Below are 20,797 nucleotides of genomic sequence, written 5' to 3'. Positions count from 1 at the left end.
CGGACCGGGAGCGCTCTTCTTACTCTGGAGCACCTACCGAACCATGAGGAGCTGTGATGGCGCAGAGCCAGGGGACCGAGCCCGAACGCGCGTTCGGCGAGATGCTCGCCGAGCTGGCCGAGCGTCGCCAGGAGTTTCGCGAGCAGCGCTACGTCTCCAAGGACTTCGTCCACCGGCTCAAGCGGCTTGGCCTGTATCGTTGCGCCACGCCGGAGCAGTTCGGCGGGCAGACGATGCCGCCCGCGGAGTTTCTCCAGAAGATCGAGCGGATCTCGGCCGTCGACGGCTCCACCGGCTGGGTCGCGAGCTTCGGCTCCCAGCTCGTCTATCTGGGCTCGCTGCCGCTGGAGACCCAGGCCAAGCTGTACGCCGACGGCCCTGACGTCGTCTTCGCCGGGGCGCTGTTCCCGATCCAGCAGGCCACCCCCACCGAACGCGGCTTCCTGGTCAGCGGCCGGTGGAAGTTCGCGAGCGGCTGCATGGCCGCCGACGTCATCTGCGTCGGCATCCCCGGCGACGACTCGACCTCCGGCAAACCCCGTGGGGCGCTGGTGCGTCCGGAGCACCTGGAGATCGTGCAGGACTGGGACGTCGTCGGCATGCGGGGCACCGGCTCCTTCGATCTGGTCGCCGACAATGTCGAGGTCGATCGCGAGTGGACCTTCATCCGCGGTGGGGAGCCGGTGGTGGACGAGCCGCTCTACCGCTACCCCGCGATCACGTACGTCGCCCAGTCCCTCTCCGTGGTCTCCGCCGGCGTCGCCCGGACCGCCCTCGACTTCGCCAAGGAGGTCGGCAGCGGCCGGGCCGGCATCACCGGCGCGCCGAAACTCGCCGACCGCGCCTACTACCGCGCCGGCATCGCCGAGGCCGAGGCCGTGCTCCGCTCCGCCCGCGCCTACTTCTACGAGGCCGCCGACGAGGCCTGGCAGACGCTCGTCGCCGGCGGCCTGGTCAGCGACGAACAGAACGCGCATCTGCGGCTGTCCGCCGCCCACCTCGCCCGGACCTCCTCGGAGGTGGTCCACAAGGTCGTCTCCCTCTCCGGCACCGCCGCGATCTACCGCGATCACCCGCTGCAGGCTCTGCTCGGCGACGCGCTGGTGCCACAGGAGCACGCCTTCCTCAGCCCGGCGATGTACGACGCCGCGGGCGCCGTCCTCATGGGTCGGCCACCAACCGTCCCCGCCTTCCGCTGAGCCCACGACGACCGGCCCGAACCATTCGCGAGCAGTTCCGTCTCCATCGGCAGGAGACGCGCGATGTCCTCGCCACGGCGCTGCGGGAGCAGGCGACCCGGTGGGGAGTGGCGCTGCCGATGCTCTCGGCCTTGCTGGCAGCACCCGCCGCCTCCTGACCCTCACGGTCGGGGGGCGACTCCGCTGCGGAGCGCGTCGAACAGCCGCTCGAGGCGCGCGCGGTGGCCGTCCACCACGGCGCTCGGCGGCTCTCCGGCGATGAGGCGACGCGCGGTCTCCACCATCACAGTGCCGAAACCGGCGATGAAGAAGGCGGCGAGCAACGTCCCGTCGCTCTCGAAGGTCGGGTCGCGTTCGAGCTCCTCGGTGAGGGTGTGCTGAAGATCGGAGGCGATCTCTCTCGCACGCGCGACCAGCGCGGGCGACGCCGCGGTCCGGAAAAAGGGGATGGATCCGTCTCGGCGGGTTGATGCTGGCGTTCGGCGCGATCGCCGATCGGTTCGGCCGGCGGCGGATCATGCTCATCGGGCTGGTCCTGCTCGGCGTGGCGAGCCTGGCGACCGCCTTTGTCGTCACCGCGGAGCAACTGATCGCCGTCCGGATGGCGATGGGGGTCGCGGCCGCGATGAATACGCCGTCGGGCAGACCAACGCGTCGGCGTGCCCATATCCCCACGCTCAACAACGCGCCGTTGGGGCGTTGTTGAGCGTGGTCAAAAGTCGCCGACACGGCTGATGCCACGTCAACCCAGCTTTTTCAGCCTGACAGCCTGCTTGAGGAAGACGATGCCGTCGATCATGTCGAGCTGGGCCGGGTCCAGCGGGAAATAGGCGAAATCGGAGGAGGTACGCGGGGCGGGCTTCGTGATGGCCTTGGCCAGGTGGCGGGCGTCGATGAGAGAGTGGTCCCACGGGAGCGTGGACAGGAGGCCCTCGACGGTGTCCGGGGACGGAATGTCGTCGCCGACCGTGCCGAAGGCCGAGGCCAGAAAGGCGTACCGGTCGCCCAGGTGCGTTTCGGCGATCGCCCCCGCGCCCCACCACTCCAGCGTCTGGTCGCCGAACGGCATGAGGCTCTTGTTCCGCTGCAGGTGAAGGTTGCTGGCGAAAACCAGGGCCGGGCCTTGCTCGGCGACGGCACGCAGGTTGGCGGCCATCATCGCCTCCCGCAGGGCCGACAGCCGGGACCACCGTGCCGGGGAGGCATCGGCCATCCAGTAGTGGTAGCGGAGCAGGCCGACGGCGGTGCGTCCGTACAGTGCCGCCAGCTCCCTGTCTTCCGCGCTCAGCCGCGGCGCCTGCGTGTCGAGCAGCGCCACCAGGTCGTCGGCGATCAGTCGCAGCCGCTGGGCGTCGGCGGACTGGCCGATCGACTGGGACGGGTCCATGGCCGTGGCCTCGTTCGACCACCGGTCGTCCGGGCCCAGCAGCGCGTCAAGAGTTTCTGTCGTACACGGGAGCGGGTCGTCGAGGAGGGCGTAGAGGGCGGTGAGCGCCTGGCGCGGGCTCGCCGCCCAATACTCCAGCGGGCCGTCGAACCCGAAGAACCGGAGCTTTTCATCATGCTCCTCGTTGTACGCCCGCATCCAGCGCACGAGCTCGCGGTTGGCCGGGAACGTGCCGAAGTCGTGGCTGAAGCCGCGTTCCATGACGTCATCGAGCGTGCCCGCGCCCGTCGTGACGTAGTCGTCCACCACGAGGCCCATGAGGCAGTCGCTCTCGATGGCGAACGACCGATAGCCCTCGTTCTCGACCAGATGCCGGAAAACCTCGTTGCGCAACTCGCCCAGCTCCCCCACGAAGTGCCTGGCCTCGCCCAGGCCGAGCAGCAGGGGAGTGGCGGGAAGCGATCGGAGGAACGCCGAGACGCCCACGCCATCGAGCGGCCGGGCCGTGTCTTTGATATCCATGCCTTCAACGGTATCGTTGAACTTTCGGTGTAAACTTTTCCCCGGAAACCCCTGCTCCCATCGCGATAGACCTTCAACCGGCGATGCATCCATGAGGCCAGTGGACCTGGCGCGCGAGCACGGCCGGTCTACCTAGACGATCAGGAAACACGAGGACGCCGGCATCCTGCCCGCCGCCGAACGCACCGCCCTCGGCTATCGCCCCCAACTCCTCGACGACCGCCGCACCGGCTCGCCGGGAGCGCTGTCTCCGTGGCTCACTGTGCGGACCTGACGTGTCCGCCCGGAGACGTGGGGCATGCGGAGGTTCGCTCACCATCGCCCCCTAGTCTGATACGGGTTTTGGGAAGGGGGTCCGGGCGCAGGAAGGTCCACTCCAGGTCGGAGGCGCGCAGGGCCTGCTCGATCTCGGCGTGGTAGGAAGCGATCGGTCCGTCCTGGACCTCGGTGTCGTCATCGACCGCTCCGGAGGACAGCAGCACCACCTTGCGCACTGCGGCCCGCTTCGGCGACCAGGTCGGCGACCTGGCGCAGCAGGTCGCCGAGCTCCTTGCGCAGACAGTCGTGGACCTCGGCGATCCAATCGCCCATGCCCTTGGCCCGCTCGGCACCGCCCGGCTCAGCCAGGTCGTCGCCGGTGCCTGACTTAGTCCGAGGTTGCCGTGGGCCGCTGCGTACCGTGAAGGCCGGCCGGGCCGAGCCACGTCGTGAGGGCGGTCCGGAGAGCGTTCAGGTCTGGCCGCTCGCCGGCGCGGGTGACCCAGGCGACATGTCCGTCGGGACGGATGAGTACGGCGTCCGCGCCGAGATCGGAGCCCTCGGCAGGACGGGCGCGGACGAGATCGACCCGGTCCGCCCAGCCGGTCACGACGGCGTCGAGGGGCGGGAGACCACCAAGATCAAGCAGAACCGCACGGGCGCGGTGCAGGAGCTCGTAGACGCGGCCGTGTTCGATGTCGAGATCCGGAATCCGCCGGCCGAGGAGGTCGTCCGTCCCCTCCATCGGGTACCGGATGTCGGTCGCCGTGATCATGCCGGCCAGGCGCAGCCGTACCTCATCGATGCCGATGAGATCGCCCAGCGCCTCGCGAAGCGCGGAGGTGTGATCATCCACCCGCCAGAGGGCGGTCTGGGCGCGGGTGTTCTGCAGGACGCGGGCGGCGACCGGGTGGCGTTCGGCGTGGTAGGTGTCGAGCAGCAGGTCCGGGGCCTGGCCGTGGATGACGGCGGCGAGCTTCCAGCCGAGGTTGACCGCGTCCTGCACGCCGGTGTTCAGGCCCTGACCGCCCGCCGGGAAGTGGATGTGCGCGGCGTCGCCGGCGAGGAGCACCCGGCCCACGCGGTAACGGTCGGCCTGGCGCGCCGCGTCGCCGTGCCCGGAGAGCCAGCGCGGCGAGTGCATCCCGTAATCCGTCCCAGCGATCTTGAGCATGGCCTTGCGGAGGGTCTCCATGGTCACCGGATCGTCCCGGTCGGCGACGTGATCGAACTCGTTGGTCAGCACCCGGTACCAGTCCGGTCCGAACGACAGCACCGAGAAGCTGCCGTGCTCGCGCCGCTCCTGGAAGATGTCGTTGGCGGGCGGCTCGGCGAGCTCGACGTCGCCGAGCAGAGCGGTCATCGTGGCCGGGGTGCCGGGGAACTCGATGCCCGCGAGCCCGCGCACGGTGCTGCGGCCGCCGTCGCAGCCGACGAGATAGTCCGCCCGGACGTGCGACCCGTCCGCGAGCTCCACCGTGACACCCGTTTCGTCCTGGGTGAACCCCGCCACCTCGGCGCCGCGTCGCAGCCGTACCCCGACCTCCACCGCGCGCTCCTCCAGCAGCCGTTCCACCTCGGACTGCAAGATGACGAGAACGTACGGATACCGCGTCGTCACATCGGACACGTCGAGCCGGAGGGCGGAGAAGTGCACGCCCTGCATCCGGCGTCCGTGCTCGAGGAACCGGTCGATGAGGCCTCGCTGATCGAGTGTCTCCATCGTACGGATGTGTAGACCACCGGCCCGCGATTCCACCGTTCGAGGCTTGGGGAGACGCTCGAGTACGAGCACATCGACCCCGGCGAGCCGCAGCTCGCACGCGAGCATCAGCCCCGTCGGCCCCGCCCCAGCTATCACTACCTGCGTGTCGGTCATGGTCAACTCCTTGGTCATCGTTCCGTCAAATTGATCAACACACGCATCGGGGGGATGCGTTCGGCGATCGCCACCGGACGCGTCACAGCCGCGCCATCCCGTGCCCGGGCGAGCTCCTCGACCGGGCGCCGCATCTGCGGCGGCAACTCCGGTGCGCTGCGGCTTGCCGGCTCCTGCTACCGGCTGATCTGACGCGGAGCCGCCACCGCGAGAAGTTTGTCGGGGTTGCGGATGGCGTAGAAGTTGGTGATCTTCCCGTCGGCGATCTCGATCAGGAAGACGCCTTCCAGGCGCTCTCCGCTGAGGACGATCGCGGGGGTGTTGTTGCAGTTGACCATCTCGATCCGCAGGTTCCCCGGCCGTCCCAGGCGGAACATGGTCATGAGGAGCGCGGCCACCTTCTCCGCGCCCACCACCGGGCGGCGCGCCGCGGTGGCCTTGCCGCCGCTGTCGGCGGTCCAGGTGACGTCCGGCGCGAGTAGTGAGAGCAGCCCGTCCAGGTCACCGCTGGCCGCCGCGGTCATGAACTGCTCGGTGATCCGCGTGGTCGTCGCGGCGTCGACGGGCTCGAAGCGCTTACGCCGCGCCTGTACGTGCTCTCGGGCGCGGTGTGCCACCTGGCGCACCGTCGCCACGGATTTGCCCACCGCTGTGGCGATGTCGTGGTAGCCGAAGCCGAACACCTCACGCAGCACGAACACCGCACGCTCATCGGGGGTGAGTGTTTCGAGCAGTACGAGCATCGCCATCGACACCGACTCGGCGAGCAGCACATCGGCCGAGGCGTCGTTCGCCTCGAGCAGCAGCGGTTCGGGCAGCCACGAGCCGATGTAGTCCTCGCGACGGCGCGCGCCGGCCCGCAAGGCGTTGAGCGCCTGACGGGTCACCAGCTGTGCCAGATACGACTTGGTGTCCCGCACCGTCGCGAGGTCCACTTCGGCCCACCGCAGATAGCTGTTCTGCAGTACGTCGTCGGATTCGGTGACCGAGCCGAGGATCTCGTAGACGATCGTGAACAGCAGCGGCCGCAACAGGGTGAACCGCTCGGCATGCTCGTCGGTGCTCACGGGGAGGTGACCACCCGCGCGGCGGAGGTCGGCTGCCCGGGACGCGGGCCGCCCGTCGGCCAGCCCATGGAACCCGGCTTGCGGGCCTCCCCGCGGATCCTCTTCGACACGACGAACTTGCAGGTCACCTCCTTGATCGCCGCGCCCATGCGGCCGCCGATGAAGACGTTCACCGCGGTGTCGTCCTTGCGGGCGAGCTGTCGGATGCCGGCGCGCCGGCCGAGGCTGACGCACGCGCCCGTGAAGGCCAGGGTGATCACCGCCGGTTCGGTCCCCGCGATACGGCTCAGCACGGCGTCGGCGGCCTGCGCCCCGAGTGGCCCGGCGGCGTAGCCGCTCATCCGCAGCGGCTGGCCCGATGGTGCGGCGGCATCGCCGGCCGCGACGATGCGGTCGTCGTCGACGCTGGTCAGCGTCTCGTCGGTGAGCAGCCGGCCGAGCGCGTCGGTACGCAGCCCGCTGGCCGCCGCCAGCTTGGGCACCCCGAAACCGGCCGTCCAGATGGTCAGTCCGCTCGCACGCACCGCACGGTCGGCAGACCCGTCGCCGGAACTGTCGGCAAGGACGACCGCATCGGGCCGGACCTCGGCCACCACGCCGGCCTCGAGCACGGCGACACCGTGCCGGGTCAGCCACTTGGCGACGTATCGGCGCCCCGACGCACTCAGATAGGGCGCCAGGCTCCGGCCACACACCAGCGTGACCTTGCGTCCTTGTTCGGCCAGTTCGGCGGCCGTCTCGATGCCGGTCAATCCGCCGCCGACCACGGTGACCGGAGCATCGAGGGGCAACGCGTCCAGCCGGGCGCGCAGCCGCTGCGCGGACTCCCATTCCGCGATGTCGTACGCGAATTCGGCCGCGCCAGGCACCGCTGACGGTGTCGCCGCGGTGCTGCCGACCGCGTAGATGACGTAGTCGTAGTCCAGCGCGCGGCCCGACGCCAACTGCACCGTGCGGGCGGCGGTGTCGATACGCGTGACGCTGTCGACGACCAGCCGGATGCCCTCGCCGAGCAGCGTGCCGTAGTCAATCGTGGCATCGCCGGTACGGGCCACGAACTGGTGCAGTCTGATGCGTTCGACGAACTCCGGGCGCGGATTGACCAGAGTGATGTCGACGTCGGCCCGCATCCGCAGACGGTTGGCCGCGAGCGTTCCGGCGTAACCGCCGCCGATGACCACGACCTTGTGGGGTGTGTTGTGTTCAGTCATGCCCTCAGGACACCGCGGATCGCTGAGACGTGACATGACGCGACGTGACGTGCGTCACTCCACTCAAGAGCGCGGGAACACCTGTTCTCGGCCGAAGCCTTCGGCCCATCCCCAGCGGTGACACAGAACCGACATTATCTGTCACGCTGCCCCTGCCGACACCGCGGACGCCCAGCTCGTGTTCACGTCGGACGGCTGGCGCGTTGCCGGCTTCGGCACGGTTACTGAGCGGCGTTCGGTGCTTAGCAGGCCACCGCTTCGGGAGCGCCGGCCGGGATCTTCGGCATGGCGTTCACGATCTTGGTTTCCAGTACTGCGCTGGCATAGCCCTGCACCCCACCGCCGGGTGGCTCGGACAGGTGTTGCCAGCCGAGAAAGCGGTAGGTGCCGGGTTCGAAGATCAATTCAGTGCGCTCCCATCCGTCTGGTCCCTGGTATCTGATCGAGGCGCCGATGCCCTGTCGCCCGGCCAGGTCGGTGAGGTCGGTGCGCATGGTGGCGGTGGGCATATGGGACAGGGCGTCGAGCACCGCCGCACGCAGGCCGGGACCGGGGAAGGGGTTTTGGGCCAGGGTGACGAGACGGCTTGTCACCGTGAGCTCGATGAGCCGCTCGATCTGGTCCTTGCTGGGTGGTGCCGTGCCGGGCTTGGGCCGTTCGTTCCTGACCGAGGCCTCGGCGTCCGCGCGAATCCGGGCGAGCAACTGGTCCGGGTCGTCGGGCAGGTTGCCGCCACCGGTCGGCGAGAGCACATGCACGGTGCACGGCCCGGCGCGCTGGAACTCGACTGTGCCCGGGGCCTCCATACTGGTCGGGACCGGGCCGGTGTGGGTGCGCAGCTTGCCGTAGGTGAGGCGGGTCAGCGCGCCGTCGGGGTCGGCGGCGGGAATCCAGTACTCGCGGTTAATTTCCTGAGTGACCTCCGAACGGTCGCGCTCGTGACCCCATACGGTCATCCTGATCTGGTCCGTGCGGTTGACGTAGAGGATCTGGCCCGGCTGTGGCGCTTGTTGCCGGGCGGCGGCCGTGGCCGCTTCCTGGAGCAGTTCCGCCGCGTTGGCCGGGGTCGCACCACCGTCGGTACCGGTCAGGAAGGCGACCGCGGCGACGGCTGCCGCCAGGCCGACCGCGGCCGTCCTGAGCAGGAGGCGGTGCTTGCCAGAGCCGGTATGAGGCGTTCGTTCCGCCACCGCCTCGGCTGCGAGCAAGTCCTTCGCCTTGGCGATGGCCGTGGCGGAGGGGCCGGGCAGCGCGTCGTGGGACGTCCTGATCTCCTGCAGGTCATCGGTCATGACGACTCCTCGATGGTGATGAACGGGCGGAGCTTCCTGCGGGCCCGGTTGAGCCGCGAGCCGACGGTGCCGCGCGGGACGCCGAGCTCCTCGGCGATCTCCTCATAAGTGAGCTGGGCGCAGGCCACCAGCAGCAGCACGGTCCGGTCACCGGGCGAGAGCGCGGCCAGACCGGCGGCCAGGCGCGGCTGCATGACGGCGGCGGACACCCGCTGGACCACACGCTCGTCGTGGCTCACGACGTCGGTGACCTCGGCACTCCTGGCCAGGGCGCGGTACCTGCGGGCCTCGGCGCGCCGGTGGCCGTCCACCAGGTTGGAGGCGATGCCGAATAACCAGGCGCGGGCGTCAGGGTGGGAGAGGTCGTAGCGCGTACGGTTGCGAAAGGCCCGCAGGAACGTCTCCGCGGCGATGTCGTCCGCCGCCGATTCGCCGAGGCGGAAGTGGACGTAGCGGTGGATGGCCTCGTGGTGTCGGTCGAACAGCGCACCGAACCGCTCAGGACGGCGTAGTGACACCTCGATGAGCTGTGCGTCGGTCTCAGCGGTTGGCGGAGCCGACTGCGGAGGGGGAGCTGGCATGCCTGCCCTTCGGAGAAGAACCATGGACACGCCTACTTCGCCGTTCCCCCGATTTGTATTCACACCCGCAGATCATTCCTACGCCTGATCTTCTGCACCTGGCTTCCGTCGGCCCGAGGGCGGACGCGACGACCCGTGGCCGGATGCCGCAGCTGCCCTGCATGGACGACTTCTCGAGGGACAGGAAGGCTGCGGCCGCGACCAGCGGCGGCGGCACGTGGAGCCGATGCGCCGCAGGTGAGCACGGACCGTCAGTGTTGCGCTTGCCTTCATCGACAACTCGCGACAGTCGAATAAGACGACCAGCGGTCGTAGTGACAGGGTCCTCATTCTGATAGGGCCGAAACCGCCAAGATCGTACGGGATCGGCCGTACCAGATCACCCGTGATCAGGAGGCGCTACGGGTTGACGCGCCTCACGGAGCTCGTCAGGTTGTCGAAGCCGTTGTTCGTCAGGTCACTGTCGGCTGACCTCGGGGCGGCCGCGTAGCCGTAAGAACCCGAGCAGTTGGCGCTGTTGTAGAACTGCATCCGGCCGGCCGAAGGATTCCTCATGGAGCTGGCCTTGTTGTTCAGCGCGCCCACATTGGCGCACCCGTTGGAGGTGAAGAGGAAGTCCTCTTGGGCACCGGCGTAGTCGTCGTGCTCGTACAGGCAGACGCTGGCGCCGCAGGAACTGGCGAGCCGCTGGGCGTCGGCCTCCGCGGTAGCGCCCACCCCCATCAGGCTGGTCAGAGCCAGCGCCACGACACCGGCCCTACGCACCGTCGTTCTTTTCACGGATGGCCTCATTTTCGGTTGAGTGTAATTCGCCCAAGATCATGGCAGGTGATCCAAAAATGCGCCACCAGTCCAGTCGAACGGCAGCCGTCAGCTGGGCGAAGGTCGATGGCCATCGATCGTCATCGTGGGTTGCCAAGCGAACTAGCTGGTCAGCCATTTGAAGATCGTCAAGGCACGTAGGCAAGTGGGTTGGCCGCGGCTGATTCGTCTGTCTGGCGCTAGGCGGCGCCTGCGCCAGATGACCGCGCCAGATGATCGTGCGGGTCGGCGAAGGAAGAGGCCAGGCTGGCCGGTGGTCGGGTGTGCGTGCCCTTATCCGGCCAGAGCGGCGAGCTTGAGGGCGGCGGCCGGTTCGACGCCGAGCTCGTGGGCTGCGGCCAAGACGGCGTAGGCCGCGTTGGGGCGCTGGGGCAGGCCACGCTGGCGCCCACCTCACGCACGCCCAATCGATGGCCGACCCCGAGCGGAAGGCCTGGCTCCGCTGGGACGACCACACCTGGGAACTCACGTGCTTGACGGCGCTACGAGCGCCTTGACTACTCGGCCTTGGGGAAAGGGTCATTCGTCGATCGCCCGAAGAATCGCCGGTCCTCACAGCCGCCTGAAAACTCATGATCCAGAGGTCAGCCGGACTGGTTCAGGACTGTCGTCATCCCGCTCCGCTCGCTTTCACACTGGTCGGAACGTCAGCGTGAGAGCGGCGGGTCGCGCGTCGAGCCGGTAGCCGGGCTGGGTGCCCGGACCACAGGAACTGCTGCCGACTCCGTGTTGTGAGGCGTCGATGGTGACGAACACCCGGTCGCGTGCCCGCAGGTCCGTCGTATGGCGGGCAGCGGCGAGGTCCTCGCTGGTCCAGCGGCGGACTGTCAGGGCCACCGCTGGGCTGGCCATGACGTGTAGCCCGCGGTTGGTCACGTCCACCAGCCGAGCCTCGCGCACCTGGCGGCGGCTGCCGTTCTCCTGCGGATAGACATACGGGGTCTGCATCTCGTCGATGGCGGCGCTGAACCTGCCGACGCGCACCGCTTCACTGGTGTCCGGATAAGCCTCGCCTGGGCCGAGGCCGAACCAATCGACCGTGTCGATGCTGCCCGGCAGAGAGACTGATACCGATGCGCGGCAACGGGCACGGCCAGATCCCTTCCGGCGCCACGGCGAGCAGGTCTTCCTCGGCGACGTCGGGACGAGCGGCGGCCTTCTCTGCGACGAGCACTCCCGCGTCCTTGACGTGAACGGCGACCCGATCCCAGGCCTGTACGCCACCGGCAATGCGACCGCCTCGGTCATGGGCCGCGCCTATCCCGCTGGAGGCGCGAGCATAGGCGCAGCCTGCGTCTTCGCCTACATCGCCGGAAACCATGTGGCGGCGTGGCAGAAGCAGTGAGGCATCTGCCGGGACACCCTTTCCCTCAGGCCGACAGACCGGCGCCTTTTTGACAAGGTCAGCTTGTCCACCGGAGCGGTGCGTGCGCCGCTCACCTTCACCTCGATCGGCGTCGATGCGCGCCTTGCCCGTCCGCTGCTGCCGCCCGGCCTCCAGCGGCAGGCCGTCGTCACGGGAGATCGGGTACGAGCCCGCTAGCTGGATCTCCTCCTGCTGCGGCGGCAACCTGCCGTTCACCATCGTGGTCTCGGCCATCAGCGACCTCATCGACGAGCCGACGTTGGTGATGTAGCGGCCACGGCCCCGGTCGTCTCGAACGCCTCCCGCATGGTGCCTGGGTCGGCGCCGGTCGCGGCGACTAACGCCGCACGCGCGTCGGGGGAGGCGTCCACCCAGCCGGTCATCCCTGCGTAGGCGAGCTGCGGAAGGCTCTTGGTAGCCCGGTCGGTCCCTCAGGAGCCGAGGCCGATCTGGATCAGATCGGTCATGCCTGGACCCACCAGTTCTTCGGGTACTCGCCCTTTCTGGTGGCCTTCGTCTGGGCCTGCGCGGGCGGTGCCGCCCACCGTACGGCGTTGGCCAGGACGCGCCTGATCTCGGGCTGGAAGTAGATCGGGGACTCCTCGTGCCCGGGGGCGAAGTCATTCGTTCTCCCACCCATCCACCAAGCCGATACATCGGGTGTATTGCGGGCAGTCGCGCTTGCTTATGTAGGCTCTCGACATAATAGGATGCGATGTATCGCACGACAATAGTTGGCCTGTTACAAGGGAATTCGTCTTAGACTTTGAGATCTGCGGGAGTGTGGGGGTTCCTCGCGCCGCACTGATCTATGTTTGAGACATCCGATGTTACGATGCAAAAGGGCAGGACGACGAAGTCTTCTCGCACTCGCTGAGCCTGGAATGGCCAGTTGGGCGTTCGCTCGGTGCGGAGCTTGGGGTGGATGTCGGCCTCGCGGAACCTGCCGCCTCCGGGAGCCGGGTGGGGCGGGCACTCGGCCGCCGCTCCGTAATCTCGGCAGCTGATTCGGGTCCTGCGACGCCTCGGTGTCCGGCAGGCGCGCGGGTGTGGCGGGAGGGGTCGCGGTTGCGACGTCTATCCGGCTTCGTTATTTTCGAGGCCCTCGGGTCGAGCGCGGACTGACGATCAGTGCGTCGCGTTGCGCGGAGCTCAGGCGGTCAGGTCTCGGGGTGATGGCGTACGCACCGAGCCCGACCTGCTCCACGGTGAGCGGGTCGGAGAGGATCGGACGACGGCTGATCGCGTCCAGGGCGTCGGCCACCCGCTGGATGGGCCAGTCCAGTGCCGTGGCGAGTTCGTCCACGGTGAGTGGCCGAGCGGCGTACACCAGCGCGGCCAGCACTGTCAGCGCGTCGTGCACGACGGCGTTGGTGAGGCCGCTGTCGCTCATCTGCTCGCTGATCCGGGTGAAGAACTGAGCCATCTGGCCCAGCCGGGTGCCGGCGGGTGTGCCAGCGTTGAAGATCTCGATCCCGTGCCGCGCGGCCGCCGCGACCTCGGCGTGTGCCCCGGTGTCGGCTTTGAACGCCCGGAGCCAGATGTCGTCGTCGATCACATACCGTTCGCGGCGGCCGGCATCCTGCGTGCGTCTGACCAGCTCGATCTCCTCGAGGTAGCCGATGGCCTTGGACACCGACGCCGGGCTGACCTGTAGCCGGCGTACGAGCTCGGCGGACGTCAGGCTCCCGGAGTCGGAGGTGAGCAGGCAGACGAACACGCGCGCGGGCATCCGGGGAAGGCCGATCCCGACCAGCAGCGTCGCGAACTGCTCCACGAAACCACGCACGGACTCGGTCGGCCGTCCGTCGATCGGTTGCTCCGTGGGTTGAACCGGTCCGCGGCGGCGGGCGCGCTGTCCGGCGGCCTGCTGGGCGCCGTCGGCCAGGTAGCCGCTGGGCGCACTGTTGCGCGCCACTTCGCGGCTGATCGTGGACGTGGGCCTGCCCAGCCGCCTGGCGATCTCGGCGTATCCCAGCCCTTCGGCCAGCCCGATCACGATCTGCCGGCGATCCTCGTGGGTCAGCCTGCCTCCGGGCATCGGCACGCCCTCCTGTCGGTCGGGTTCACGGGTGCGTTCACCCACATTACATTGCAACGGCTGGTGTGCATGGATTGCATTTATCAACAATGCTGTTGCAACGATCGGCTGAAAGCCCAGTATTTTAAGCGCTTCAAGGGGATTTCACGTTGACGCATCATGAAAGGCAACGTAGCCTTTTTTCGCCCGGAAAGAATCGGAGAGGACGAGGAACCCCTTATGGCAAGAGCGTTGGATGTGACCCGGATACGAGCTCGCGTCTCCGAGCTGCTCGCGGAGTACCGGATTCCGAGTGCCGCGATCGGCGTCCTCCGCGACGGGGAGATCACCGACTTCGCGGTCGGCGTCAAGAGCATCTCCACGCGGGAGCCCGCGACGCCCGACACCATCTACCAGTGCGGCTCCGTGACCAAGACCTGGACCGCCCTCGCCTTCATGCAGCTCGTCGACGAGGGGAAAGTCGCGCTGGACGGGCCGGTGCGGACCTACCTCCCTGATTTCCGGGTCGCCGACCCCGACGTCAGCGCCAAGGTCACACCCCGCCATCTCCTCAACCACACCAACGGCATCGAGGAGAGCTACGGAGATCCGGGCGAGGACGACGACGTGTACGAGCGCATGGTGGAGAACATCGCCGGCGCATACCAGGTCCACCCCTTGGGCCACACACACGGCTACAGCGCGGCCCTGGGCTACGCGATCCTCGCCCGCATCATGGAGGTGATCGACGGCAAGCGGTGGGACGACATCATGAAGGATCGCCTGTTCGATCCTTTGGGACTGACCTCGACGAGCAGCCGGCGTGAGCACGTGGACCAGGACCGGGCCGCGACCGGATACCTGATCCGATCCCTCGAAGAAGGACCCATCCTCTCACCCCTGGATCACCTGCCGCGCTCCTTCGGCCCCGGAGGCAACGTCAGCACGACAGCCCGGGAATTGCTGATGATGGCGTATGTCTTCCTCCACGAAGGAAAGGCGCCGAACGGGACCAGAATCGTCTCACCCGGCATCATCCGTGAGATGACGGAGTCGCGGGTCCCCATACCTGACCCGTACATGTTCGGGCCGGAATGGGCACTCGGCCTCATCGTGTGCGATTGGCACGGCCAAACCGTCTACGCCCACGACGGCAGCGCGGTCAGTCAGAGCGCCCGCCTGCGGATCCTGCCGGAATCGAACATCGCCGTCTCGATGCTGGCGAACGCCGGGCCGCGCGACAGCTTCTACCGGAAGGTGTTCAACGAAATCCTGGCCGATCTCGGCGCGGTCACGATCCCCGACCTGCCGGAGCCCGACCCGACCCTGGCCCTCGATCTGTCCAGGTACGAAGGCTCCTACGAGCGCCCCGGCACCCGCTACGAAGTGGCGGCCGACCGCGGAAAGCTCCACCTCAAATTCACCCTGAACCCCATGGAGGCGCAACTCCTCAATAAGCCAGAACAGCTCGACTACGAGCTGCTCCCGATCAGCGAGACCCACTTCTTGATGCCTTCTGACGATCCGCTCGAGGACCCTCAGACCGTCGCGATCTACGACTTCAAGAATGGTGCCGCACAGTATCTTCACATCAATTGCCGAGTAAATCCAAGAGTCAATGAGGAGAGTGCCACGGTGCACGTCATGGCTGTTTCCACGATTTCTGACAACGACGGTTTCTGGGATTCCCTGAAGAAGGCGTACGGCCAGCTTCCCAGGGGTGCCAAGTGGACGCTGGCGGTCGCGAGCACCGACGGGACCAGGGCGGTGAACGCCATCGTCCATGACTCGGTCGACGGCGTCAGGAGCTTCTTCGAGGATCATGTCGGCCCCTTCGCTACGACGGAATACTTCGAGGCCGACGCGTCCAACGCGGTCGGCCTCCCGACGACGTAGCCTGCGCCACGGGACTGATTGCCGTGGACTCGAACGCGCCGACCGTGAATGCCGCGGCCGGGCGTGCTGTACGGCAGGGAGGGGCTCAGTAGCGGTACTGCCACACGATGCGGGAGCCCGGGACGTAAGAACCGCTGCAATGGCTCCTCGGCCCGAGGACGCGATCACGGCTCCGGCCGGTCATCCGCCGACGGCGCGAGTGCGGCCGATGCAGGATCAAGCGGGGTGCGTAGATAAGAAATCTACATTGTAAAGGCAGGGGCTTCTTGCAATGTAGATTTCTTATCAAACCAAAACCCTCAACAATCAGCCGCAGTCTGCCCAAGGCCGATCAACAGATCCACCAGGCAGGCGTGGACACCACGCCTCAGGCGCACCGGGGATCGTTGGTCGAGCGTCTGGTCGGTGGTGGCGAGTTCGGGTCGCAGGAGGTGAACGGGACGCGTCGCGGATTCCGCGATCTCGGCGGCTCGCTGATGGCGGCTCTTGTCGCATCCAGGGCAGCGTGCCGTGCGGGTCGTTCACGTGCTGGCCTGTGGTTCCAGGCGGCGGGCGATGCCCGCTCGCAAGGCCTTCTTGTCGATCTTCCCTACCTTGGTGGAGATCAGCTCGTCGACGATCACCAGGTGTTCGGGGATCTTGAATCGGGCGACGCCGCCGCGCTCCATCGTCGTGCGGATCTCGTCCAGAGTGATCGTGGTGCCGGGACGGGGTACGAGCACGGATCCCGCCGCGCCGGCGTGCCTGCCTCCCGCCACGATGCCGGAGCCGACCTGCTCATCTCGCCGAACGCAGATCGCGCGAGATGCTGCGCCCGGCCACGACGACAGCGGGTATCAGCCGCTGGGTGGCCGGGTCGGCGCCGATTACCGACAGGGCGGCGACCACGCGGTCCTTGGAGTCGGTGATGCGGGTGGCGACCGAATAGGTTCCGCGGCTCATCTCTTCCCGGACGATGGCCACACCGGTCCTGCGGCATTCCGCGAGCGTCACACGCAGCTCGCCCGGGTCCGTGATGGTCGCGGGTGTGAACCGGGACAGCCGTTTGCCGACGATGGTGTCGAGCAGGGTTTCGTCGCCGTGGGCGAGCAGGATCTTGCCGACGGCGGAGGCGTGCAGCGGCACCCGGCCCCCGACCTGCGAGACGATCGGCACCGCGTGGGCGGTGGAGATCCGTTCCACGACGAGGGCGTCGGTGCCCTGGAGGACGGCGAGTTGCACGTGCTGTCGGGTGGCGGCGTGGAGGTCCTCCATGACCGGCATCGCCAGCACCCGCAGTGGGAGCGCACGGGGGTTGAGCGCGCCCAGCTCCCACAGGCGCAGTCCGACGACGTAGGCGCCACCCGGCTTGCGTTCCAGCGCCCCCCACGCGGCCAACTCGCCGACGATCCGGTGCGCGGTGGCATGCCGGAGGCCGGTTTGCCGGCAGATCTGAGCCAGCGTCAACTGGGGACGGTCCGTCGTGAAGGTGCCGAGGATCGCCAAGGCCCGGGAGATGACCGTGCGGCCACGGTCGGGACTGTTGGCCGTTTCGCACCCCTTCATCGCACTGCTGCTGAGCCATTGTCAGGGCCGCCTCACCGGATGTCCATTCACCGGACATGGCGCTGCCCGACCCGAACCCGATGCGCCAACTTTGCGGGTGAGCGCCGCAGCAGCCAATGGAGGTCCGTCAATGCCCATCACGAACACCCCGAATCCGACCGGTCCACGCGTCGCGATCGTCGGCGGCGGCATCGGCGGTCTCGCCGCTGCCGCGTTCCTGCATCGAGCCGGGATCGACGCAACCGTGTTCGAGCAGGCCCCCGCGCTCGCCGAAGTCGGCGCCGGAGTGATCGTGCCCCCGAATGCCGTGCGCCTGCTGCGCCGGCTCGGCGGGATCGAGCGGCTGGAGGAACGCGCGATCGCGTTACAGACAGGGTGGGAGTTCCGGCGCTGGGCGGACGGGCGAGTGCTGTTCTCGCAGGAGCTTGGGCAGGAGTGCGAGCGGCGATACGGCGAGCAGTGTTACGTCACGCACCGCGCGGATCTTCTCGACGTCGTGCGGGCGGCGGTTCCTCAGTCGTGGGTACGGCTCGGGCGCCGCTTCACCGAACTGCGCCAGTTCGACAAGGGTCTGGAGCTGACGTTCTCCGACGGATCCCGGGCGATGGCCGATGTGGTCATCGGTGCCGACGGGGTGCACACGACCGTCGGCCATTACGTGGCGCAGGCGGGCCCGCCGCGATTCTCCGGACTGTGCGCCTACCGCTGCCTGGTGGCGGCCGAGCAGGCGCCGGCCTTCGCGCGGCGCCCCGTGCAGACCCTGTGGCTGGGCCCCGGCCACCACGTGGTGCACTACCCCATCAGCGGGGGAAAGGTGGTGAACCTCGTGGCGTTCGCTCCGGCGGGAGACTGGACGAGGGAGTCGTGGTCGGCGGAGGGGCGGATCGAGGACCTGCGAGCCGAGTTCGCGGGCTGGTCGGACGAGCTGAGCGCCCTGCTCGCGGCGGCCGAGCGCACCGGACGCTGGGCGCTGCTGGACCGCGATCCGCTGCCCCGCTGGACCACTGGGCCGGTCGCGCTGCTGGGGGATGCGGCGCATCCGATGTTCCCGTTCTTCGCGCAGGGCGCGGCTCAGGCGATCGAGGATGCGGCTGTGCTGGCCGGCTGCCTGGCCGCCCAGCCTGAGGACCCGGTCGCCGCGCTGGGGCGTTATGAGAGCATCCGGCGGCCGCGGGCGATCCGGCTGCAGGAACTGAGCCGGGGCAGAGCGGAGACCAACCACCTCCCTGATGGAGCCGCCCAGCAGGCACGCGACAGGCAGTTCGCGGGCGAGGACCCACTGGCGCACAACGGGTGGATCTACGGCCACGACGCCGAACTCGACCTGCGACAAGGTTTGGTCGGACACTGAGCGTCCCCGCGTTCCCGGCCGAGGCCGACCTGTCCGCGAAGATCACTGTCGGTGCGGCGGTGGCGATCCGCTTCGACCGGGCTGGTCCATGCTGGTGAGCGACATCTTGGGGTGGTCGGCGAAGCGGGTGTTGCCGTAGCCGACCACCGCGACGGTCGAGGCGACCTCGTCGGGCGGTTCCGCGATCGCGCGCAGCGCTCCGAACGCGGCCTCATCTGCTCCGGCGAAGATGGCCGAGGGCACATGCCCCGAGGCGAGGTTGGCGATGTGGACGATGTCGCGGTGCCCGAGCTCGATGAGGTGACGCATGACCTGCTCGTCGTCGCCGTAGACCGAGTCGTACAGAGTGGACTGGTCATGCCGTGCGACGACCACGACGGCGGTGTTGCTCGGGCCGGTAGTGCCGGGCACCACGACGGGCTCGGCCTCATCCCGCGCGGGAGCTCCGTCGTGAGGCGTCGGCAGGGACTGTCAGCGGACCTTGCGGATGGGAATGACGGTCAGGGCGCCCAGGACGGCGAAGACCAGGGCGGCGGTGAAGGCGGCGGGGTAGTTCTGGTTGCCGCCGCCGATGGTGAGGAAGAGCGGCGCGATCAGGGGTGCCAGCGACTGGGGGAGTGAGTTGGCGATCTGGAAGACACCGAGGTCCTTGGCCGCGTTGTCGGGGTTGGGCAGGACGCGGACGACCAGGGCCATGTCGACGGCGAGGTAGGTGCCGGTGCCGAGACCCAGGATCGCCGAGCCGATCAGGTATTGCGGGTAGGTGGTGGCGAATCCGAGGGTCAGCAGGCCGACGCCCATGATGAGGGAGGCGACGAGCACGAAGACCTTGCGGCGTCCGGTCCGGTCGGACAACAAGCCGCCGAACGTGGCGGTGAGCAGGGAGGCCGCGGTGAAGACCAGCGTGGCGGTGAAGACGAGGGACACCGCTTCGGCAGGGCTGTAGCCGAGCCGATCGGTGATGACGTAGAAGCCGAAGGTGAGCTTGAAGGCGTTTCCGGTGAACAGCAGGAAACGCCCGGCGAAGGCCCAGCCGAAGTCGCGGTGGGCGAAGGGGTTGACCCACAGACTGCGCAGCAGGTCGAGCAGGCGGAAGGGGCCGAGCAGGCCGCGGTCGGCGGGGCGGTCGGGGAGGAAGGCGATGAGCAGCCCGATCGCGGCGAAGGTGAAGACGCCCGGCAGAAGGAACATGAGGGACGTGTTGCCGACGACCATCGTCGTGAGGAACGTGCCGACCAGGATGCCGATGTTGCTCATCGGGCCGAGGATGCCGGACACCCGGCCGCGCTGCTGTTCGGGCACGTGGTCGGGCCAAGAGCCGCGTGCCCGCGCCGGTGCGCAGTTCGGCCGTCGCGGAGCCGGCGCGTACGTAGGAGGGGGTGAAATCCAGCCGCAGTTCGCCGTCGTCGCCCCAGGCCTCGAAGGTCCATTCCGTACGCCAGCCGCCGTGCAGGTAGCCGATCAGCTCGGCGGTCCGCCCGCCGCCCCGCAGGGTGAGCAGATAGCCGAACGGCTTGAGCGGCCGGACGAGGTCGACGCTTTCGATCTCCGGCAGGAAGCGCCGTACCAGCGGGAGGTTGTGGATGGCCAGGCCGAGGATCGCGCCGTGGATGGCGGCGGCCGGATCGCCGCCCCGCGCCGGGAACACCGGGTCGGTGTGCAGTTGCGTGGCCGGCGATTCGAAGCGCGCGTTGGGCGGCAGGACGATGCGCGAGCGGACCCGGCGGACGGTTTCCGGCAGATCGCCCCAGGCCCGCTCGGCGGCCAGCCATGCCGGGTCGTAGGTGTGCATGGCGCCCACCACAACGGGTACGCCGCTGTCCCTGCTCGCCTTGGCGATCGCGCGGGCCTCGTCCAGGGTGGTGGCCAGCGGCTTTTCCACCAGGACGCCCTTCTTGCCGGCGCGGCAGGCGGCTTCGGCCTGTTCGGCGTTTCAGGACAAGGAAGACCTGCTCGCCGCCGTCCTGGAATGGTGGGCGAGGGAGACCGCCGCGCTCGGCATAGGAGAACGGACCGGGCTGCGGGGGTTCAACGATCTGCGCGTTCTCATGACGTACCACGTCGAGCATCGCGGTCTGCTGGAGCTCTTCATCCGCCTCACCGGAGAGGCCTCCCATGAGAAGCACCCGGCGCGGGCCTTCATCCAGCAACGCTACGGGAAGATCGTCGACATGCTGGTCGGGCGGCTGCTCAGTGTGGCGCAGGCGGGAGAGATCCCGCCCATCACGCACGGCCAGGCCGAATCGGAGATCCGCGCCCTCTGCGCCGCCATGGACGGACTGGAGATCCAGTGGCTCCTCGACCCCACCGTGGACCTCGTTGGCCTGTTCGACCAGCACCTCGACCACACCCTGGACCGCTGGGGGCAGGGTAGGTACGTGCCTGGTACGAGCTGAGTGCC

The 20,797-nt window shown here is 68.4% G+C and carries 23 protein-coding genes; 8 read left to right on the top strand and 15 right to left on the bottom strand.

Annotation, left to right across the window (positions count from 1 at the left end; genetic code table 11):
• Positions 1–56: 56 nt before the first annotated feature.
• Positions 57–1,199 (top strand): acyl-CoA dehydrogenase family protein, encoded by a 1,143-nt coding sequence (locus KLK06_RS47985; RefSeq protein ID WP_214642444.1) that lies wholly within the window; start codon positions 57–59, stop codon positions 1,197–1,199.
• A 161-nt stretch (positions 1,200–1,360) separates the two neighbouring features.
• Here KLK06_RS47985 and KLK06_RS47980 read toward each other — a convergent pair whose 3' ends face one another.
• A complete protein-coding gene (locus KLK06_RS47980; RefSeq protein ID WP_214642443.1) occupies positions 1,361–1,522 on the bottom strand; it encodes a hypothetical protein in 162 nt (53 codons plus the stop codon).
• 146 nt (positions 1,523–1,668) lie between these two features.
• On the opposite strand from KLK06_RS47980, the gene KLK06_RS47975 reads away from it, so the two are divergent.
• Positions 1,669–1,905, top strand: a complete 237-nt coding sequence (locus KLK06_RS47975; protein ID WP_214642442.1) for an MFS transporter — start codon at positions 1,669–1,671, stop codon at positions 1,903–1,905.
• A gap of 36 nt (positions 1,906–1,941) precedes the next feature.
• Here the strand turns inward: KLK06_RS47975 and KLK06_RS47970 are convergent, their stop codons facing one another.
• Positions 1,942–3,108: an erythromycin esterase family protein gene (locus KLK06_RS47970; protein WP_214642441.1), complete on the bottom strand. Its 1,167-nt coding sequence runs from the start codon at positions 3,106–3,108 to the stop codon at positions 1,942–1,944.
• Positions 3,109–3,594: 486 nt separating this feature from the next.
• Between KLK06_RS47970 and KLK06_RS47965 the strand changes: the two genes are divergently transcribed.
• Complete coding sequence (locus KLK06_RS47965) at positions 3,595–3,753, top strand: hypothetical protein (protein ID WP_214642440.1); 159 nt, start codon at positions 3,595–3,597, stop codon at positions 3,751–3,753.
• A gap of 1 nt (position 3,754) precedes the next feature.
• On the opposite strand, the gene KLK06_RS47960 is transcribed toward KLK06_RS47965, so the two are convergent.
• The 7 genes from KLK06_RS47960 to KLK06_RS47930 all read right to left on the bottom strand — a co-directional run bounded on the left by KLK06_RS47960 (position 3,755) and on the right by KLK06_RS47930 (position 11,265).
• Positions 3,755–5,245 (bottom strand): FAD-dependent monooxygenase, encoded by a 1,491-nt coding sequence (locus KLK06_RS47960; protein WP_214642439.1) that lies wholly within the window; start codon positions 5,243–5,245, stop codon positions 3,755–3,757.
• Between the two features lie 176 nt (positions 5,246–5,421).
• Positions 5,422–6,312, bottom strand: coding sequence for an RNA polymerase sigma factor SigJ (gene sigJ / locus KLK06_RS47955; RefSeq protein WP_214642438.1), 891 nt, complete (start codon positions 6,310–6,312; stop codon positions 5,422–5,424).
• A complete protein-coding gene (locus KLK06_RS47950) occupies positions 6,309–7,523 on the bottom strand; it encodes an NAD(P)/FAD-dependent oxidoreductase (RefSeq protein WP_214642437.1) in 1,215 nt (404 codons plus the stop codon). Before KLK06_RS47950 ends, sigJ begins: the two co-directional genes overlap by 4 nt.
• A 242-nt stretch (positions 7,524–7,765) precedes the next feature.
• A complete protein-coding gene (locus KLK06_RS47945; protein WP_214642436.1) occupies positions 7,766–8,815 on the bottom strand; it encodes a CU044_5270 family protein in 1,050 nt (349 codons plus the stop codon).
• The gene (locus KLK06_RS47940; protein ID WP_214642435.1) at positions 8,812–9,396 is read right to left on the bottom strand and encodes an RNA polymerase sigma factor; all 585 of its coding nucleotides are present in this window, start codon (positions 9,394–9,396) and stop codon (positions 8,812–8,814) included. Before KLK06_RS47940 ends, KLK06_RS47945 begins: the two co-directional genes overlap by 4 nt.
• A gap of 399 nt (positions 9,397–9,795) precedes the next feature.
• Positions 9,796–10,176, bottom strand: coding sequence for a peptidase inhibitor family I36 protein (locus KLK06_RS47935; protein ID WP_214642434.1), 381 nt, complete (start codon positions 10,174–10,176; stop codon positions 9,796–9,798).
• 672 nt (positions 10,177–10,848) lie between these two features.
• Positions 10,849–11,265 (bottom strand): hypothetical protein, encoded by a 417-nt coding sequence (locus KLK06_RS47930; RefSeq protein ID WP_308168779.1) that lies wholly within the window; start codon positions 11,263–11,265, stop codon positions 10,849–10,851.
• Here KLK06_RS47930 and KLK06_RS47925 point away from each other — a divergent pair.
• Both KLK06_RS47925 and KLK06_RS47920 read left to right on the top strand, forming a co-directional pair.
• Positions 11,264–11,563 (top strand): FAD-binding protein, encoded by a 300-nt coding sequence (locus KLK06_RS47925; protein ID WP_214642564.1) that lies wholly within the window; start codon positions 11,264–11,266, stop codon positions 11,561–11,563. The genes KLK06_RS47930 and KLK06_RS47925 overlap by 2 nt on opposite strands.
• 115 nt (positions 11,564–11,678) lie before the next feature.
• Complete coding sequence (locus KLK06_RS47920; RefSeq protein WP_214642433.1) at positions 11,679–11,855, top strand: hypothetical protein; 177 nt, start codon at positions 11,679–11,681, stop codon at positions 11,853–11,855.
• A gap of 192 nt (positions 11,856–12,047) precedes the next feature.
• Here KLK06_RS47920 and KLK06_RS47915 read toward each other — a convergent pair whose 3' ends face one another.
• Positions 12,048–12,224: a hypothetical protein gene (locus KLK06_RS47915; protein WP_214642432.1), complete on the bottom strand. Its 177-nt coding sequence runs from the start codon at positions 12,222–12,224 to the stop codon at positions 12,048–12,050.
• 450 nt (positions 12,225–12,674) lie between these two features.
• Positions 12,675–13,625: a helix-turn-helix domain-containing protein gene (locus tag KLK06_RS47910; protein WP_214642431.1), complete on the bottom strand. Its 951-nt coding sequence runs from the start codon at positions 13,623–13,625 to the stop codon at positions 12,675–12,677.
• Positions 13,626–13,844: 219 nt separating this feature from the next.
• Here KLK06_RS47910 and KLK06_RS47905 point away from each other — a divergent pair, with 219 nt between their 5' ends.
• The gene (locus KLK06_RS47905; protein WP_214642430.1) at positions 13,845–15,500 is read left to right on the top strand and encodes a serine hydrolase; all 1,656 of its coding nucleotides are present in this window, start codon (positions 13,845–13,847) and stop codon (positions 15,498–15,500) included.
• 521 nt (positions 15,501–16,021) lie between these two features.
• Here the strand turns inward: KLK06_RS47905 and KLK06_RS47900 are convergent.
• Together KLK06_RS47900 and KLK06_RS47895 are read right to left on the bottom strand one after the other, a co-directional pair.
• The gene (locus KLK06_RS47900; RefSeq protein ID WP_214642429.1) at positions 16,022–16,258 is read right to left on the bottom strand and encodes a hypothetical protein; all 237 of its coding nucleotides are present in this window, start codon (positions 16,256–16,258) and stop codon (positions 16,022–16,024) included.
• Positions 16,259–16,277: 19 nt separating this feature from the next.
• Positions 16,278–17,045 (bottom strand): IclR family transcriptional regulator, encoded by a 768-nt coding sequence (locus KLK06_RS47895; protein WP_214642428.1) that lies wholly within the window; start codon positions 17,043–17,045, stop codon positions 16,278–16,280.
• A gap of 130 nt (positions 17,046–17,175) precedes the next feature.
• Between KLK06_RS47895 and KLK06_RS47890 the strand changes: the two genes are divergently transcribed.
• Positions 17,176–18,396: an FAD-dependent monooxygenase gene (locus KLK06_RS47890; protein ID WP_214642427.1), complete on the top strand. Its 1,221-nt coding sequence runs from the start codon at positions 17,176–17,178 to the stop codon at positions 18,394–18,396.
• Positions 18,397–18,438: 42 nt separating this feature from the next.
• Here KLK06_RS47890 and KLK06_RS47885 read toward each other — a convergent pair whose 3' ends face one another.
• Together KLK06_RS47885 and KLK06_RS47880 are read right to left on the bottom strand one after the other, a co-directional pair.
• Positions 18,439–18,810 (bottom strand): substrate-binding domain-containing protein, encoded by a 372-nt coding sequence (locus KLK06_RS47885; RefSeq protein ID WP_214642426.1) that lies wholly within the window; start codon positions 18,808–18,810, stop codon positions 18,439–18,441.
• 57 nt (positions 18,811–18,867) lie between these two features.
• A complete protein-coding gene (locus KLK06_RS47880) occupies positions 18,868–19,698 on the bottom strand; it encodes an MFS transporter (protein ID WP_214642425.1) in 831 nt (276 codons plus the stop codon).
• A gap of 281 nt (positions 19,699–19,979) precedes the next feature.
• Here KLK06_RS47880 and KLK06_RS47875 point away from each other — a divergent pair, with 281 nt between their 5' ends.
• Positions 19,980–20,180: a hypothetical protein gene (locus KLK06_RS47875; protein WP_214642424.1), complete on the top strand. Its 201-nt coding sequence runs from the start codon at positions 19,980–19,982 to the stop codon at positions 20,178–20,180.
• Positions 20,181–20,797 lie beyond the last annotated feature (617 nt).

Source organism: Nonomuraea sp. NEAU-A123 (assembly GCF_018603905.1).
In the GTDB taxonomy this organism is placed as follows: domain Bacteria; phylum Actinomycetota; class Actinomycetes; order Streptosporangiales; family Streptosporangiaceae; genus Nonomuraea.
Note: the sequence above shows the minus strand (reverse complement) of the source record. Positions and strands in the feature narration are given on the sequence as shown.